The sequence below is a fragment of the Kyrpidia tusciae DSM 2912 genome, assembly GCF_000092905.1.
GTDB classification, from domain to species: domain Bacteria; phylum Bacillota; class Bacilli; order Kyrpidiales; family Kyrpidiaceae; genus Kyrpidia; species Kyrpidia tusciae.
In genome coordinates this window covers 1041436-1058549 of sequence record NC_014098.1, presented here as the reverse complement: position 1 = coordinate 1058549, position 17114 = coordinate 1041436, and the positions used below count along the sequence as shown (strand labels likewise).

At 59.8% G+C, this 17114-nt stretch carries 13 protein-coding genes and 1 pseudogene; 6 read left to right on the top strand and 8 right to left on the bottom strand.

The genetic code is table 11. The annotated features are described in order from the left end of the window. Positions 1-244 precede the first annotated feature (244 nt). Positions 245-1981 carry a class I adenylate-forming enzyme family protein gene (locus BTUS_RS05300; protein WP_013075083.1) on the top strand — a complete coding sequence of 579 codons (1737 nt, stop codon included), beginning with the start codon at positions 245-247 and terminating at the stop codon, positions 1979-1981. After that, complete coding sequence (locus BTUS_RS05295; protein WP_013075082.1) at positions 1978-3264, top strand: beta-ketoacyl-[acyl-carrier-protein] synthase family protein; 1287 nt, start codon at positions 1978-1980, stop codon at positions 3262-3264. The genes BTUS_RS05300 and BTUS_RS05295 overlap by 4 nt, the downstream gene beginning before the upstream one ends. Positions 3265-3479: 215 nt before the next feature. Here the strand turns inward: BTUS_RS05295 and icmF are convergent, their stop codons facing one another. Then, positions 3480-6743: a fused isobutyryl-CoA mutase/GTPase IcmF gene (gene icmF / locus BTUS_RS05290; RefSeq protein ID WP_013075081.1), complete on the bottom strand. Its 3264-nt coding sequence runs from the start codon at positions 6741-6743 to the stop codon at positions 3480-3482. Then, positions 6733-7422, bottom strand: a complete 690-nt coding sequence (locus tag BTUS_RS05285; RefSeq protein ID WP_013075080.1) for a TetR/AcrR family transcriptional regulator — start codon at positions 7420-7422, stop codon at positions 6733-6735. The genes icmF and BTUS_RS05285 overlap by 11 nt, the downstream gene beginning before the upstream one ends. Positions 7423-7652: 230 nt before the next feature. Here BTUS_RS05285 and fadH point away from each other — a divergent pair, with 230 nt between their 5' ends. The 4 genes and pseudogenes from fadH to BTUS_RS05265 all read left to right on the top strand — a co-directional run bounded on the left by fadH (position 7653) and on the right by BTUS_RS05265 (position 10877). Then, entirely contained in the window at positions 7653-8468 is an 816-nt protein-coding gene (gene fadH, locus BTUS_RS05280) for a 2,4-dienoyl-CoA reductase (RefSeq protein WP_013075079.1), read from the top strand. 178 nt (positions 8469-8646) lie between these two features. Beyond that, positions 8647-9073, top strand: a pseudogene (locus BTUS_RS19220) (IS607 family transposase). 61 nt (positions 9074-9134) lie between these two features. Beyond that, complete coding sequence (locus BTUS_RS05270) at positions 9135-10463, top strand: RNA-guided endonuclease InsQ/TnpB family protein (RefSeq protein ID WP_013075078.1); 1329 nt, start codon at positions 9135-9137, stop codon at positions 10461-10463. Continuing rightward, positions 10464-10877 (top strand): hypothetical protein, encoded by a 414-nt coding sequence (locus BTUS_RS05265; RefSeq protein WP_013075077.1) that lies wholly within the window; start codon positions 10464-10466, stop codon positions 10875-10877. It begins immediately after the preceding gene. A 122-nt stretch (positions 10878-10999) separates the two neighbouring features. Here the strand turns inward: BTUS_RS05265 and fabI are convergent, their stop codons facing one another. The 6 genes from fabI to BTUS_RS05235 form a co-directional block, all read right to left on the bottom strand. Next, complete coding sequence (fabI, locus tag BTUS_RS05260; RefSeq protein WP_013075076.1) at positions 11000-11773, bottom strand: enoyl-ACP reductase FabI; 774 nt, start codon at positions 11771-11773, stop codon at positions 11000-11002. Continuing rightward, complete coding sequence (locus BTUS_RS05255; RefSeq protein ID WP_013075075.1) at positions 11757-12182, bottom strand: NUDIX hydrolase; 426 nt, start codon at positions 12180-12182, stop codon at positions 11757-11759. Before BTUS_RS05255 ends, fabI begins: the two co-directional genes overlap by 17 nt. 143 nt (positions 12183-12325) lie before the next feature. Further along, a complete protein-coding gene (locus tag BTUS_RS05250; RefSeq protein WP_013075074.1) occupies positions 12326-12934 on the bottom strand; it encodes a hypothetical protein in 609 nt (202 codons plus the stop codon). 116 nt (positions 12935-13050) lie between these two features. Beyond that, positions 13051-14235, bottom strand: a complete 1185-nt coding sequence (locus BTUS_RS05245) for a pyridoxal-phosphate-dependent aminotransferase family protein (protein ID WP_013075073.1) — start codon at positions 14233-14235, stop codon at positions 13051-13053. Between the two features lie 107 nt (positions 14236-14342). Continuing rightward, a complete protein-coding gene (locus BTUS_RS16720) occupies positions 14343-14789 on the bottom strand; it encodes a PepSY domain-containing protein (RefSeq protein ID WP_013075072.1) in 447 nt (148 codons plus the stop codon). A gap of 82 nt (positions 14790-14871) precedes the next feature. Further along, the gene (locus BTUS_RS05235; RefSeq protein ID WP_041303761.1) at positions 14872-17091 is read right to left on the bottom strand and encodes an S-layer homology domain-containing protein; all 2220 of its coding nucleotides are present in this window, start codon (positions 17089-17091) and stop codon (positions 14872-14874) included. Positions 17092-17114 lie beyond the last annotated feature (23 nt).

Genomic DNA, 17114 nt, shown 5'->3' with positions numbered 1-17114 from the left:
CCTTTCCATGAACATCAACCAAACAGTCGGAAGATCCAGCCGCCACTACAGCTTCGTGTATCCACCACTCCCAGTATAGCATAATTCGAGATCGCAAACGGATTTTCCTGCCGTCTTTCTCCATCCTGGGAAGGAAACTGTCGTCATCGGCAAATTTGCAGGAAATACAACCATGCATCGCGTATTTGATGTACTATTGTAACAGAAACGTCGAAAACCAACGAACCCACAGGGAGGTGTCGTTATGGTACGCAGTCCTTCGGAGCGACGAAGGTGGCTCGAAAGTCGATTCCCCACCTGGCCCCGCCGGACACTCACATCCCACATGCAGGAAATGTGCCGGGAGTTCGCCGATCGCCCATTCATTATGACAGCCGATCGGAACTACAGCTACCGAGAGGTTTGGCAGCAAGCCCGGTCGGTGGCAAAGGCCTTTCTGGCCCTCGGCGTGAAGCGTCGGGACCACGTCGCCCTCCTGATGGCCAATGAACCCGAGTACGTGTTCGTGAAATTCGCCGTGGCCATGGTGGGAGCGGTGGCCATTCCTTTAAACACCCTCCTGCGGGAGGATGAACTGCACTACATGATTCGCCAGTCAGACAGCCGTTTGCTCGTGATGCATTGGTCGGCGGGTGGGATGAAACACGGTCCTGCGGTGGCCCGGCTCCTCGCTCGGATGGACGATGAAGGGGAACGCAAACTTCAGCATGTGGTGTACATCGGGGATGGCGCCGGTGCCCGGGAGGATACCTTTTTGTCTTGGGAATCCTTTTTGCAGCAGTCTTCCTCCGTCTCGAACGAGGCCCTGGAAGAGCGAATGCGGCAGTCCGAGTATCCCGATGAAGTGAGCGATATCATTTATACATCCGGAACCACGGGACTTCCCAAGGGTGTGATGCTCACCCACGACAATTTTTTGCGCTGCGCGTACAGCACCGCCCTCAGCCGGGCTTTTGAAGAAGGCCGGAGAATTTTTACTCCTTTGCCGTATTACCACGTCTTCGCCTACGAAGAAGGCCTGCTCGCTGTTTCCTTTGTCGGCGGTGCGATCATTTCGATGCCCGAGTTCCATCCCCGGGAGGCTCTCGCTCTCATGGAAACCCACCGAGCCACCGATTTCCTGTGCGTGCCGTCCATGCTTGTGGCGATCCTCAACCATCCGGACCGGGAACGATTTGACCTGGGAGCCCTTCATTCCCTCATGTGTGCCGCCGCCCCGGCACCGGTGCCCATCTGGGAGCGGGCGGTTAAGGAGCTGGGCGTCCGGGAAATTTGCACGGGCTACGGGGGAACGGAGGTGACAGCTTCCACTGTTCACACCGAGGTGGGAGACCCCATCGATATTGTGGTCAGCCGGGTGGGACGGATCAAGCCGGCGGGGTCCACTGGCCTGCCGGAGTTCGGCGGTGCGAACGTCCAGTACAAAGTGGTCGATCCCTACACCGGCGAAGACCTGCCGGAAGGCGCCGTCGGGGAATTGACCGCCCGGGGCAACATCGTCACCCGGGGCTACTACAACAAGCCCGAAGAAACGGCGGCGGTGATCGATCAGGATGGTTGGTTCCGCACGGGAGATCTCGGTCGCATCGATGAAAACGGATATATCGAATTTCTCGGCCGGAGTAAGGAGATGTACAAAGTGTCTGGAGAAAACGTGTCACCCAAGGAAGTGGAAGAAGTGATTTCCCGCCATCCAGCCGTCGGCCAGGTGTATGTGGTGGGAGTGCCCGATCCCTTAACCACCGAGGTAGGAGCTGCTTTTATTGAACTCAAGCCCGGAGCTGCGTTGACCCGGAGAGAGGTCGTGCGTTGGTGTCAAGACCGCTTGGCCAAATTCAAGGTCCCCCGGTACGTCTGGTTCGTGGAGCCCGGACAGTGGCCGATGACGGGAACCGGAAAGATTCAGAAGTTCAAACTGCAAGAGATCGCCCAGGAGCGGCTCACACAACCGGCCTCCTCCCGAGAAGGGCGGCAGCAATGAGGCGCAATCCTGTATTCACTCCCGTCGCCGTAACCGGGATGGGAGCACTCACTCCTTTTGGCTCGGGCGTCCAGCGGCTGTGGAACGCGATCATGGGGCGCCGCACAGCGGTGGGACCACCGTCTGACGCCCGGATCGCCCACTTCAGCCCCGCCGTGGCCGAAGTGAAGGATTTTTCACCCATGGACCATTTGCCCAAAAAAACGGTCCGGGACACGGATCGAAGTACCCAGTTGGCCCTGGTGGCGGCGGCGGAAGCCATGGCCGACGCGGGTTGGACAACGGAGGAGGATCCTTTCGAGTTGCGAGGCGTCAACGCCAATCGGACGGGGATCGCCTGGGGAACCGCTTTTGGGGGGCTTCCCAGCTATGAAGAGGAAGCGGTGCGGTTGGCGAAACAGCCCGAGGGCCGGGTCGGGCCCCGGGTGGTTTCAAAGGCGATTCCCAATGCCGCCGAAGCGGCCCTGGCCATGCACTACGGAATCCGGGGCCCGGCGATGACCTACGCCACGGCTTGCGCCGCTTCGGCCAACGCCCTGGGGGAAGCCCTTCAATGGCTCTGGCTGGGCATCGTTGACCAAGTTGTGACGGGCGGTTCCGAGAGCCTGTTCACGCCCACGGCCTTGGGCGGTCTGCGCTCCGCCGGCGCCGTGGCCATGGAAGGAGAGGGGGATCTTTCCACTTGGTGTAAACCCTTTGACGTGGACCGAACCGGAATGGTGATGGGAGAAGGAGCGGCGGCCCTGATCCTGGAACCTCTGGATCGGGCGAGGGCCCGAGGGGCAAAGGTCTACGCGGTCTTGGTGGGTTACGGGGCATCCAACGATGCATATCACGAAACAGCCCCCCATCCCGACGGCACCGGCGCGGTGCTGGCAATGGAGCGGGCTCTGTACAGCGCGGGCCTGGGGCCGGCGGACATCGATTATATCAACGCCCATGCCACGGCCACCCCCGCCGGGGATCGAGCCGAATCCCTGGCGCTGCGCCGGGTTTTCGGGGGGCATCTCAACCAGATTCCGGTCAGTTCCACCAAGGGAGGGATGGGCCACCTCCTGGGAGCCGCCGGTGCGGTGGAAAGCATAATTAGCATTAAGTCGATCGAGACCGGGTGGATTCCCCCCACTCTTCATTGTCGGCAGCCGGACCCGGAAGCACCTCCGGACTTGGTGTTGGACGGGCCCCGTCGGCAGCATATCGCCGTGGCCATGAGCAACTCTTTTGGATTTGGCGGTCAGAACGGGGTTCTGATCTGGGCCGACCCCGGATTGTTCAGTCGATAACTTGGATCACATAGTAGGGATCCGATTGTGTCCTGCAGGAAGGGACTGCGCTCCCTTCCTGTCCCTTTACTCATGGGACTCGCCCCCGCAACGGGCGGCCGACGGGTTCACTGCGACACCTCAAGGCCAGCGGCGATCAATCCCTCATTCCCCCAGCCTTATAGACGTCACCATCGTTCCGTCTCCCGACCTGGTTGCGCGCTCTCCCACGATCGTCACATGTTCCGCCGATACTGGCCCCCGACTTCGAACAGCGCCGCCGTGATCTGGCCGAGACTGCAGTATCGAACCGTCTCCATCAACTCCGCAAAGATGTTTCCGCCCTCGGCGGCCACCTGCTGCAGTCGGCGGAGCATCTGGGGTGCCCGATCCCGATTGCGCTCCTGAAAGGCCTGGAGATTGCGAAGCTGCTCTTCTTTCTCCTCCCGGGTCGCCCGGGCGAGTTCAATGGTGGTGTGCTCGGTCTCGGATAGGCCTTTTGGATTGAGAAACGTGTTGACCCCGATGATGGGCAACTGCCCCGTATGCTTCAGTTGTTCGTAGTACAACGACTCATCCTGGATCTTTCCCCTCTGGTACTGGGTCTCCATGGCACCGAGCACTCCTCCCCGGTCATTGAGCCGCAAAAACTCCTGAAGCACCGCTTCTTCCACCAGGTCGGTCAACTCCTCAATGATGAACGCCCCTTGAAGCGGATTTTCATTTTTCGCCAGGCCGAATTCCCGGTTGATGATCATCTGGATCGCCATCGCCCGCCGGACCGACTCTTCCGTGGGCGTGGTGATCGCCTCGTCGTAGGCGTTTGTATGCAGGGAATTGCAGTTGTCGTAAATGGCCAGCAGCGCCTGCAGGGTGGTGCGAATGTCGTTAAAATCGATCTCCATGGCGTGCAGGGACCGCCCGGACGTTTGAATATGGTACTTCAGTTTTTGACTCCGCTCATTGCCGCCGTATCGGTACTTGATCGCCGTGGACCAAATCCGCCGGGCCACCCGCCCGATCACACTGTACTCCGGGTCCATGCCATTGCTGAAGAAAAACGACAGATTCGGGGCAAAATCGTCGATTTTCATGCCCCGAGACAGATAATATTCCACATAGGTAAAAGCGTTGGACAGAGTAAAGGCCAGTTGGGTAATGGGATTCGCCCCGGCTTCGGCAATGTGATAGCCACTGATGCTCACCGAGTAATAATTGCGGACGTCGTGCGCAATAAAATATTCCTGAATGTCCCCCATCATCCGCAGGGCGAAATCGATGGAGAAGATGCAGGTATTCTGCCCCTGGTCCTCTTTCAGGATGTCCGCCTGGACCGTCCCCCGGACCGTGCGCAAGGTCCTGGCTTTAATCTCTTCGTATTCCTCCCGGGAAGGCTCCCGGCCCGTCTCCCGCCGGAATGCCTCCACCTGTTGGTCGATGGCGGTGTTAAGAAACATGGCAAGCAAAATCGGCGCCGGTCCATTGATGGTCATGGACACGCTGGTATTGGGAGCGCACAGGTCAAAGCCCTCATACAACTTTTTCATGTCGTCCAGGGTGCAGACGCTGACCCCGCTCTCCCCGATTTTGCCGTAGATGTCGGGTCGCCGATCGGGATCCTGGCCGTACAGGGTCACGCTGTCAAAAGCGGTGGACAAGCGTTTCGCCGTGTCATTTTGACTGAGATAGTGAAACCTCCGGTTCGTGCGCTCCGGCGTCCCTTCGCCGGCAAACTGCCGGCGGGGCTCCTCCTCGGTGCGTTTCAAGGGAAATACCCCGGCGGTATAAGGGAAGGAACCCGGGACGTTCTCCAACAGGAGCCAGCGAAGGATCTCGCCGTAATCCTCGTATCGCGGCAACGCCACTTTGGGAATCCGGGTGCCTGACAGGCTCGTCGTGTACAGAGGCTGGCGGATCTCCCGATCCCGGACTTTCATCACCAGTTCGTCCTGGCGATACCGCTCTTTGAGCTTCGGCCACTCCTCCAGGGCCTTTCTGCAGTCGGGATGCAGTTGTTCCCAAAAATGGGCCAGTTGGCGGTCGATCTCCTGAAGGGGGACCGCCTCCCCTTCCCCGGCCGCCTCAGCCAGCACCGCCCTGGCTCCTTCCAGTTGGTAAATTTTCCTTGCGATAGACGACTGTTCTTCGACCCAACGTTTGTAGCGTCGTATCGTATCTACAATTTCTGCGAGGTAGTGGGTCCGTTCGGGAGGGATGACGCCGGGTTTGCGGCTGTCCATCGCCCCGGGCGTGTAATCGCCCCGCCACGTCTCCCCAAACCGTAGGGCCAGCCGGTCGATCAAGGCTTTGAAGAAGCGATCGGTGCCCGGATCGTTAAACTGGCTGGCAATGGTCCCGTAGACCGGAAGTGACTCATCGGGACCTTCGACCTGATTGTGGTTGCGCCGGTACTGCTTTCGCACCTCCCGAAGCGCATCTTCGGAGCCTTTGCGGTCGAACTTGTTGATGACGACAAAATCGGCGTAATCGAGCATATCGATTTTTTCCAGTTGGCTCGGCGCTCCGAATTCGCTGGTCATCACATAGATGCTCAGATCCGCAACCCGGGCCACTGCGGCATCACCCTGGCCGATACCGCTGGTCTCCACGATAATCAGATCGAATCCGGCCGCCCGGACCACATCCAAGGCCTCGTCCATGGCGGCGCTCAGTTCAGACCCGGATCGTCGGCTGGCCAGGCTGCGCATGTAAATCCTGGGGCTGGCCAGGGCATTCATGCGGATCCGATCACCGAGCAATGCGCCTCCAGTTTTCTGTTTGGATGGGTCCACGCTGAGGACGGCAAAAGTTTTATCAGGATAAACGCGCAAAAACCGGCGAAGCAATTCATCGGTTAACGAACTTTTGCCCGCACCCCCGGTCCCGGTGACTCCCACCACGGGAACGGGCCGGCGCATTTCCCGCAGCCGGGCGAAGATCTCGTCCCATTCCGGATGTTTCTCCACCACCCGGCGTTCCGCCAAGGTGATCCACTCGGCCACCCGGCGCACCTCGGTGGGAGTGAGGGGCACCTCCACCCCTGACTCGGCCAACCGGGTGGGGGTGGGGTGATCCGCCAAGCGGATCATATAATTGATCATCCCTTGAAGCCCCATCTCCCGACCGTCCTCGGGGGAGAAAATCTTCGCGATGCCGTATGCTTCGAGTTCGCGAATCTCCTCGGGAATGATCACCCCCCCGCCGCCGCCGAAAATCAGGATGTGCCCCGCTCCCCGCTCTTGCAGGAGATCATACATGTATTTAAAGAATTCCATATGCCCGCCTTGGTAAGAACTGACGGCAATCCCCTGCACGTCTTCTTGGATGGCGGCATTCACGATTTCTTCCACAGAGCGGTTGTGCCCGAGGTGGATCACCTCCACTCCGGAGCGTTGCAACAGCCGTCGCATAATGTTAATCGCCGCGTCGTGGCCGTCGAACAAGCTGGCGGCCGTCACGAAACGCACCTGGTGCTGCGGCCGATACACTTCAGTTTCCACGGACAGCTTCCCCCTCTTCTTTTTTAACCTGTGTATCTGTGTCATCGGTCTCGTCGGGACTCATGAGTTCATTGAGCAAGAGGGACGTCTGAACCCGGATGTACTCCTCCAGCGTATAGTGCCGCTGCAACGCCCACCGGCGAAAGGCCCACATCTGACCGAGCACAATGATGTTATGGGCCATCAGCGTCACCGCCCCGGGGTCCAGGCGAAGACTGCCGTCCTCGATGCCCCGGCGCAAAATGTCGGCAAATATCCCGGTAATCTGCTCTTCTTTTCCCAGCACAAAGTGCAGGGCCTCCAAGGGCAAAGATTTGCTTTCTTGATAGATGAGCAGCACATCGTCCTGCATATCGTCCATCACATACAGATACTGTCGAATGGCCGACCGCAAGCTCTCCCGAGCGTTGCCCGCCTCCGTGAGGGTTCGCCGGAGCCGCGTCTCCAGGGTGGTGTGGATATTGTCGCAAACCAGGTACAACACGTCCTCTTTGGACTCCACGTATTCATAAAGGGCTCCGATGCTCAGTCCGCTCTCCCGGGCGATCTCCCGGGTGGTGGTGCCGTGAAACCCTTTTTCCACAAAGAGATTCACCGCGGCGGCCACGATCTGCTGTCTTCGGGTTTCGATCAGTTTAGGATCCTTGACCGCCGAGGGAATGTGCTTTTTCGGGCACATCCCGCCCCCCTCCTTCCGACATTTCTTCGGTCGGCCAAATACCGAGCGAGCGTTCGATCAGGTTTCCTGCTATCATCTTACGTGTCCGTATCCCGTCCGTCAACGGACTGTTGCCTAAACCCCTGCAACCAAACGGTCGTTCTGGCAGGAAAATCGACCGGTCCTCTCGAATCTAATGAATCAACTCGATCGATATCCCTTCCCTATCACTCTTAAAAGGAGAATCGCCCATGTTAAGTCCTGATACGTTAAAAAATCGCGTCGCGGTGATCACCGGAGGCAGTTCTGGGCTGGGAAAGGCGATCGCCGGCGAATTCGCCCGGCTTGGCGCCCACATCGTCATCACCGGACGCAATGAAGAACGCTTGAATGCCGCCGCCCAGGATCTTCTCAGCCGCACCCCGGGTGCCCGGGTGTTGGCCGTCGCAGGGGATGTCCGCAATCCTGCCGACGTCGATCGTTGGGTGGCGGAAACGAACCAAGCCTTCGGCCAAATCGATATCCTCGTCAACAATGCCGCAGGCAATTTCGTCTGCCCGGCCGAACAGTTGTCGGTCAACGGGTGGAACGCCGTGGTCGGCATCGTCCTCAACGGAACGTTCTACTGCTCCCGGGCGATGGGAAAAGAGATGATCGAATCCGGGCGAGGTGGAAACATCCTCAACATCGTCGCCACCTACTCCTGGACGGGCGGACCCGGCACCGTCCACTCGGCTGCGGCAAAAGCCGGGGTCGTGGCCATGACCCGAACCTTGGCGGTGGAATGGGCCAGATACGGCATCCGGGTGAACGCCATCGCCCCGGGGCCCATTGAGCACACGGGCGGAGCAGAAAAGCTGTGGCCGACCAAGACGATCGAGGAACGCCTGAAACAAGAGATCCCAGCAGGGCGGTTCGGCCAGCCCGAAGAGGTCGCCAGGCTTGCCTCCTTCATCGTCTCCGATTACGCCGGTTTCATGACCGGCGAGGTGGTGACCCTGGACGGCGGTGAATGGCTGAACAAGGGGTTTCTCAAACATTTTGAGGCCGACAAGCCGACGAAGTAGTCACCCGGGCCCGGGGGTTCTGGGCACCGGCACCCCGCCCGGGCGATCACTGAAACTAACGTTGTCTTACCCGATCCCGCAGGAGGTTGAAGACAGCTTTTGGCCTTCTATGAAGAAGAGAAGTGATTTGCCGAAAATCAACGTCACCTGATAGAATTTGATATAGGGTGATGTTCAGGTGAAGCTCTATTCGATTCGAGAGTTTGCGGAGAAACTCGGCGTCAGCGTCTCCACACTTCGAGCGTGGGACAGGGAAGGCAAGCTGGTGCCTTTGCGAACTCCCACCAACAAGCGCAGATACACCGAGGATATGTTCTATCAGGCGTTGGGAAGTGGCTCACAAGGACCGGCTGGTCCGGTTTGGGTTTGATTTCTTGGAGGACCTGTTTGCACGGTTCGGTTGCGAGATTCTGGTGGTCAACAAGGCCGAGGACATGTCACCGGCCCAGGAACTGGCCGAAGATTTAATAAGCATTGTCCAGTATTTTGCAACAAAACTCTACGGGTCACGAACCTACAGGGCGCGGAAACTGACCAAAGCCGTTCGGGAGGAACTATCCGGTGCGACAGACGATCCGACAAAAGAGCCTGCCGCTGAATCGTGAGAAATGGAGGCAGATCGTCGAAGTGGCCGAGGCGTATTCCCGGCAGAAGGACGCCTTCTTGGTGGAGTACGCGCAGGTGAAGTACCTCAAGGATCTGGGGTATAAACGGAGAATTCGAGATGAACGGGTGGCCGCCGGGTTTGTGAGTCCCTTTGGTCTTCAGGCTCGGCAGTGGAAGCTGGCTTTGGAAGACGCCTTATGGACCTTGGAGCGACAGTGGGAAGCGGCGATTGCCGAGGTGCGGGACCGTCTTCACCGCAACGGGGGGTTAACCCCGAAGGAACGGGATTACGCCTTCTGGTTGCTGGACAAGTTCGGGGACAGGCCCCGGGATTGGAGAAAGATTGAGGCGATTTTTCGGGATGAGGATCTGGCCGGGAAAAAGACCGAATTGGAGCCGGCCGGGCGGAAGAAGGTCCGCCACGGGCTGAAGCGGCTGTTTCGCCGGATCCTGGGAAAGAGGCCGCGGGTCAGGAAAGCCCGGAGTTTTGTTGTGGATCAACAGATGTACCGAGTGTTCATGGTGGGCAACCGGCAGTATGTGGCGGTGATGGGATTGTCCCCGGGAAAAAGGATCGTGATCCCCCTTTCTGGGATTCACAAGCTGAGGGGCAATCTGCGGGTGGTTCTGCTGCCGGACGAACAGGCGGTGGAGATTCACATGAGCCGGGAACCAAAGACCTACCCGGCCGGGGAGGAAGAGGCGGGAATCGACCTGGGAGTCACCGAAGTTCTGACGGATGACTCGGGGAAGAAGTATCGGCCGGAGTACGGCCAGGCCCTGCAAGAGATGTCGGACCACGTGCTGGACAAAGGACGGAAACGCCAGAAGCTGTGGGCGTTGTATCGCAAAAACCGGGAGCGGGACCCGGGAAAGGCCAGGCGAATTCGTCGGCACAACCTGGGGCTGGTGAAACAGCACAAGCGACACAGGCGGTACCGGGCGTGGTGCGAGAACGAGATCAACCGGGCGTTTCGGGCGTTTTTTCGGGAACGCCGGCCGAGGGTGATCGCCTACGAAGATTTGTCCCACCTGCGGGGGAAGGCGAGGAACAAGGGGCTGTCCCGCAAGGTGAGCCAGTGGCAACGGCAGGCGATCCGGGAGCGACTGGAATACTTGTGCCATGTTTATTGCATAACCGATCCGGGACCGGTGAACGCCGCGTATACGAGCCAGACCTGTCCCTGTCCCGGATGCGGCTGGGTGGACGGCAAGAACCGCAACGGCGATTCGTTCCGGTGCCAAAAGTGCGGATATGAAGGAGATGCGGACCATGTGGCGGCGACCAATGTGAAGGGGCGTCTTCGCGACCAGGAGATCACAAAGTACACCCCACACAAAGAAGTCAAAAGAATTTTGCTGAAGCGCTACTGGGAGAACCACGCATGAATGAATCAGAGTTCCCGGGATGTTCCCGGGAAGACGGGACAGGGACAGGCCGGGCGGGAGAAAGACCGTGAGGGCGTGCGGGGGTTGGCGAAGGCCGCACGGAACACGGCTTTGACGATGAGGCGCAAGCGGAGCGCCGCCGGGTGGCTGATCCTGGGGGGTTCGGCAAAACGGCCTTCCGGGTTGGCGAAAGCGATCCCTGTCCTGCCGGTGGGAGACGCGCAAGCGTCGAGGGACCACCCCGCCGTTTGGAAACTGTCGGTGCCGGACGCTGGTCGGCGGACGGCCGGATGGTACTGTTTCGGGCGGGACTCCAGATGCTCGGCCCCAGGGCCTCGCCAATCGGGTCTTCGGGGAGCAGCCAGCCTCTCGGAGAGCGTAAACTGTTTTGCTGTCAAGTCTGTCAATGTTTGATAGAAGGTGATAGCAAAAATGAAACAGCACAGACCAACGCGACTTTGACAGCAGGGATCTTCCAATGTTCAGTTGGTCGATGACCGCCCCCTCCAGGGGCGGTCAGCAAATCCCTCCGGCGTTCAAACCCCCATGATGTGATACCCGTTATCGACGTGAATGATTTCCCCGGTAATTCCCCGGGACATAGAACTGGCCAGGAAGACCGCCGTATCCCCCACCTCCGCCGGGTCGGTATTCCTCCGCAAGGGCGCTTTTTCTTCGATGATTTTTAAAATGCTGTTGAAATCTTTGATTCCCTTTGCGGACAGGGTGCGGATGGGACCCGCCGAGATGGCGTTCACCCGAATCCCATCAGGGCCGAGATCCTCCGCCAGATAGCGCACACTGGATTCCAGGGCCGCCTTGGCCACCCCCATCACATTGTAGTTCGGCATGACTCTCTCCGAACCCATGTAGGTCATGGTGATCACACTCCCGCCTTCTTTGGCCAAAAGCCCCCGCAGGCGCTGGAGCACTGCCGTCAAGGAGTAGACGCTGATCTCCTGGGCAATGGCGAATCCTTCCCGGGAGGTATCCACATAAAGCCCGGAGAGCTCCTCGGTTTTCGCAAAGGCGATACTGTGTACCAGGACGTGAAGGGCGCCCACCTGTTGATCGAGAACTAGCTTCAACGCATCCAGGTCCTCATCCCGGCTCACATCGCAAGGAAATAACAACGAGCCCGGAATCTGCTCCGCCAACTCCCGAACCCGGCGTTCCAGCCGTTCCCCTTGGTATGTAAAGATCAGTTCCGCCCCTTGGTCCGCCAGGGCCTTGGCGATAGCCCAGGCGATACTGCGGTCGTTGGCCACCCCCATGACCAATGCCTTCTTGCCGTCAAGTAATCCCACCATCCATCCTCCTTTGTCGCTCCAACCAATCCGTAACGCGAAACAACAATTCTCGATTGTCCGGCCAAAAAAGCATCTTTTCGGCCCTGCCGGGATCCACCCACCGGCTGTCGGTGTGCTCGCTGCTCAGGTGCGGTACGAAAGGGCGAGGGCAACAAGCTATCCAGACGGTGTGCCGATATGTCTGCCCCAGATGCTCGAACTGGGCCGTCCATGGAGTCCTGATCAACCGGTCCGGCATCCACCCCGTCTCCTCCCGGGTTTCCCGCCCCGCCGCCTCCTCCGGCCGCTCCCCCGACTCCACGTGCCCTGTTACCGGTTGCCACCATCCCCCCCGCTCCGCCGTTCGCTTGAGCAACAACACCCGCAGGGGTTCCAGCGCACAGATAAAAACGAGCACCGAATGACGCACCGCACTTCCCCCCGCTCTCCATCATAGCAAAAAAGACATGATCGAAGGGCGTTGGCGCAAAGAAAAAAGACAGCCGTCCGAGACTCGGCTGTCCGAAGGACAAAGTGACACCCCGCTTGCATCGGATGGACAGGCGGTTTCCGTCATCCCCGGCCGCCGGAGGTGCGGCCAATCGCCACGCGGGCGCCCCGCCTGGCGGAGAGTTCCTGGTTCACCCGCTGGAGGTTTTGCTGGGCCCGGGCCAACTCTGTTACCGCCTTTTTCTGCGCCTCGGGGTCTGGCACCACCAAGGCTTGGGCGAGGAGATCCAGATATCGGTGCACGTGACCTGTCCAGGTTTCCTTCTCAATCAGTAAATCCCAGTCGGTCAGCTGATCCCATTCCACTCGCCCCACCGCTTCCCAAAACAGTAGACCCCTGCTGAAGCGCACCTGACTGATGCGCCCTTTCCACGTCACATAGGCGGTGCCTCCGGCCTCCACCGTTTTGAGCAAGTCGAGCCAGGCCGTCACCAAACCGCTGCAGCCGAGTGCCGCCGGTTCACCGTAAAAGCTTGCACTTCCGGACAGGTTGTCCTCTTCCGCCCGGACCCGCACCACCCCCGTGGAACTGCAGGCCGTATAAACGGTCGCCTGGGGCGTATGAGATAGCGCGGTGCTCACATCGGAACCGCGCCAGGTTTTCATCCGCTCATACACCGTCGACCGATGGGCTGAAGCGCGAAACACGGCGGCCACGCGGAGATCGTCCATCTGCGAGGTCCCCCTCTTCTCCTAGGTTCCTTACCAGTTATGTCCCGGGGGGATTCACTTGAAACCTGTTACGATACAGGTACGCCGAAAACCGCGCAAAGGTGTCGGCAGCCAATTCACTCCTTAGCCAAAAAATCCCGGTACGCGCCCTCCGCCGCCTGACAGCCTATGCCCGATTCCACCGAGTAACCCACACTCCGAAGAATCTGCTCCAGCGCACTGAGTAGGAGCAGGACATTTCGCCGTCGGCTGGAATGGCCGAGCAAACCGATTCGCCACACCCGGCCCTTGACCTCTCCAAGCCCCCCGCCGATCTCAATCCCGTACTCGTTGAGCAGGCGGTTGCGCACCAAAGTATCCTCCACACCTTCGGGGATCCACACCGAAGTCAACTGGGGCAGGCGATGCCCTGCGTCGGCATACAGTTGGAGACCCATTGCCTCAAGGCCCGCCTGAAGAGCCCGACCATTCACCCAGTGCCGCCGGAATACAGATTCTAAGCCCTCTTCCAACAACAACCCCAAAGCCTCGTGCAGGGCGTACATCATCGTAATCGGGGCGGTGTGATGATAGAAACGCTCGCTCCCCCAGTACTGGCGAACCATCGTCAAGTCGAGATACCAACTCTGGACTTTTCGCTTGCGGCGCTCCAACGCTTCTTCGAACTTGGGGCTAAACGTGGCCGGTGAAAGCCCGGGAGGCGCGCTGAGACATTTTTGCGTTCCGGAGTAACAGGCGTCGATCGCCGCCTCTTCCACCGGCACGGGAACACCGCCCAACGACGTCACCGCATCCACCAAGAACAGGGCCCCGTGATCGCGCGCCAGCCTGCCGATCTCTTCCAGAGGTTGTAAAACCCCCGTCGAAGTTTCGGCGTGAACCACCGCCACCGCTTTCACTCCTGGGTGATTTTTCAGAGCCTCCTGAATCTGACCCGGATCGACGGTCCTCCCCCAGGGCGCCCGCACCTGAATCACTTCGGCACCGGTGCGGGAGGCGACGTCCACCATCCGCTCCCCGAAGGCGCCGCAAATGCCGATTACCACCCGATCCCCGGGTTCCAAGGCATTGACAAACACCGTTTCCATCCCCGCACTGCCCGTTCCGGACATCGCCAGGGTCAGCGGGTAACGGGTTTGAAACACCTCTCTCAGCCGTTGCATCGTCTCGTTCATCTGTTCGAGGAAAACCGGATCCAGATGTCCCACCAAGGGGGTCGCCATGGCCTTCAGCACCTCGGGATGACAGTCGCTCGGGCCAGGTCCCAACAAAATCCGCTGCGGAATTCTCTTTTCATTCATGGTGATCCCCCTCGCCAATCTCGCACGAACTCAAAGGTCCAAAAACCAAGGCGCCCCCAGCGGCAAAAACCTTCCGGGGGCGCCCGGCCCAAATGGACCCTTGTTTGTCAATCGTCGCCGTGCGCCTTCATCATGGTCTTGTGCACCAACACATTGCCGTTGCCGGCGTCGACCACCACCAAGGATCGCGCCCCTTCGCGGTTCATGTGCACCAGATACACGACGTTCCCGTGAACACTGTGAAGCTTGACCTCGGTGACCATGCCCTTGGGCTCGGCCTTCAGGGCCGCTTCCCCAGCCTGTTTCGCCGTAATCTTCGCATGGGGCATGAGGGCTTGCTGGTACGCCTGTTCAATGGTCACACGGAGCTGTTTTTTCTGCGCGTCCGTCAACTGGACGCTGCTGTGCACTTCATCCCAGTCAATGTCCCACTGAGCCCGGCCGTGGACCGGTGCCGTGAATTGCGGCCCTTCCGCCGCCAACGCCGACACCGACGTCCCGAGACCCGCCACCAGCAGGGCCGCGCCAACGGCCAGCAAACGAGGTTTTATCACGCAACGTCCCTCCCCTGGGATATCGATGAACCGATTCTCTCTCAGTATCACCGATCCCGGGGGGAAGCTTGCGCGGCCCGGCTCACCAGGAGAAATTATGAAATGCGCTCAGTTCCTCGGGCGTAGCCGTATCCCAGCGATACAGGGAAAATGCCGACGCCCCGGCATCTTTCGCCGCCTGCATGGCCGCGGTGATCTCTTCACCGGTGGGCACCGTGGCAAAGGGTTTTCCCGAGGCGGTGTTCATGCGGTACGCTTGTCCGATCACCTCCACGGGCCGACCGGTCAGAGCGGCGGCCGCTTTCGCTTCGTTGTAGATTTCATTCCGCACTTCGTCCGCGGTGTACGCTCGATCTTCGTAATGCCAGTAGTCCATGATGCTGATCATTGTAAAATATTGACCGAAGGTGCTCCACGGGTACGTCGCCGACCGCTGCCACGCCGAACTAATATGAGGCGGATAGGTCACGGCGATAATCGGGTAGTCGGGACCAAGAGCCTGACGGACCGGTATCATGGTGCCGCTGATGGACTCTGAAGTCGGGCTCTCCTCGATGTCGGCCGCAAGGCCATCCACCCGTTCCCCGGTGGGTGTGGCGTATTTGGCCACTGTCAACATTCGGCCGGAATCCAGGGCCGGATCGTCCACGAGGTACACCACCCCGATCACGGGTATCCCGGCGGCATGGGCTCTGGGAACGATGGCGTCAAGCATTGCCTTGGACTCGGGACGGATCGTCCCTTCGCCAGGCTGATTCCGGACAATGAGGTAGATATATTTAGCCCCCGCCTGTTTCGACGTTTGCACAATGCGGTCGGGGTCATAACCGGAGGTTCCCCATTCCACCCAAGTTCCCCAGATGCCCTTGCCGTTGACTGGGTTTTGCACTTTAACCACATTCAGTGTCACCTGTCCGGACCCCTTCCACCCCTGGGTCGCAATATCCGCGCGAACCTGGACCGGTCCGTACTGGGGGCCCGCGGTGAACGTGCCCAGATCCCCGATGCCTCCGGTGACGACAGCTTTTGTCGTGTCGAGATGACCCTTGGAGGGGTCCGAGACACTGACGTTCAAATCTACTTCCCCTGGAACCAACTGTCCGGCCGGGTCGCGCAGCGTCACCTGGATATGGGCTTGTCCCCCAGGCACCAAACTAACGGAAGGGGTGACGGCCAGTTCCACCTGCACCGGCACCGAGGCGTCCACAGTCACGGGAATCTTGGTGGTCAATGTCCGCCCATCCGCTGTGGTCAAGGTGCCGATGACTGTACCGCTGCCGGCCTGTTTCGCCTGCAATTCTCCCCCTTGGATCGTTCCGACGTTTCCCTCCACCTGCCAGTCCACGCTGACAGGGATGGCCTCACCGTCCTGGCGCAGGGCCAGAGCCACGATCTTTTGCGTTTGACCCAGCGACAACTTAACCTGCTGAGGAACCGCTTGAAGTTGCTGAATGGTTCGAGTTTGCCACGCCTGGAGTTGATCGGGGGGGATCTGCAACGCCTTGTCGATCATCGCCGCCGCATCCGCCCGGCTCGCCGGATCCTTGGGATGAAGAAGCCGTTTGTCATCCCCGGAGACAACGCCCACCTTCACCGCCATCGCCACCGGCACCACCGCGTATGTACTCAGCTGCCCCGCATCCCCGAAGGGCTGCAAAACGTCCTTTCCCGGGTCCACCCCGCTCAGCCGCAGGGCGTTGATCAGCAAAGCAGCCATGTCCTGGCGCTCGATCTGGGCGTCTGGAGCAAATTGCCCGCCCCCCACCCCATGGACGACGTTGGCCGCCCACGCCCCTTCCACAACGGGCCAGTACCACGCGCCGTAGGGAACATCTGAGAAATGAGAGTAGGTGCTATCCCGCTGTAGCTGGGACTGGTCAGAACTGGGATAATTGTTCCAAACCACCGCCCCGGTCTGATTATCCCGGACAAAAGCGTGGTCAAACTGGGAAGCGTAAGCGATTGCATCCGATTGAGAGGAAAAGACCTGCTTCGGCTGTGCACCCTGTAGTACCGTGTAATGATAGCCGAAAGCCTGGATCGCCATGGCGGTGAACTCCGCCCGGGTGACCGAGGCCTCCGGATGGAATCGACCATCCGTGGAACCGTGCACAATGCCCCGATTCGCCAAGTCGCTGACCGCCGGATAATACCAGTCCCCGGGACGCACGTCGGGAAAAGATGGGGCCTCGCCTGCCGCAAGGCCGACCCCCGCACGGGTCACCGTCATCGCCGCCAAGGCGCCGGCCACTGACAGACGGATCCACCCGCCGTACCTCCCGGCATTCCACCGTTCTCGCAATCTCGTCCCTCCTATGAATTTCA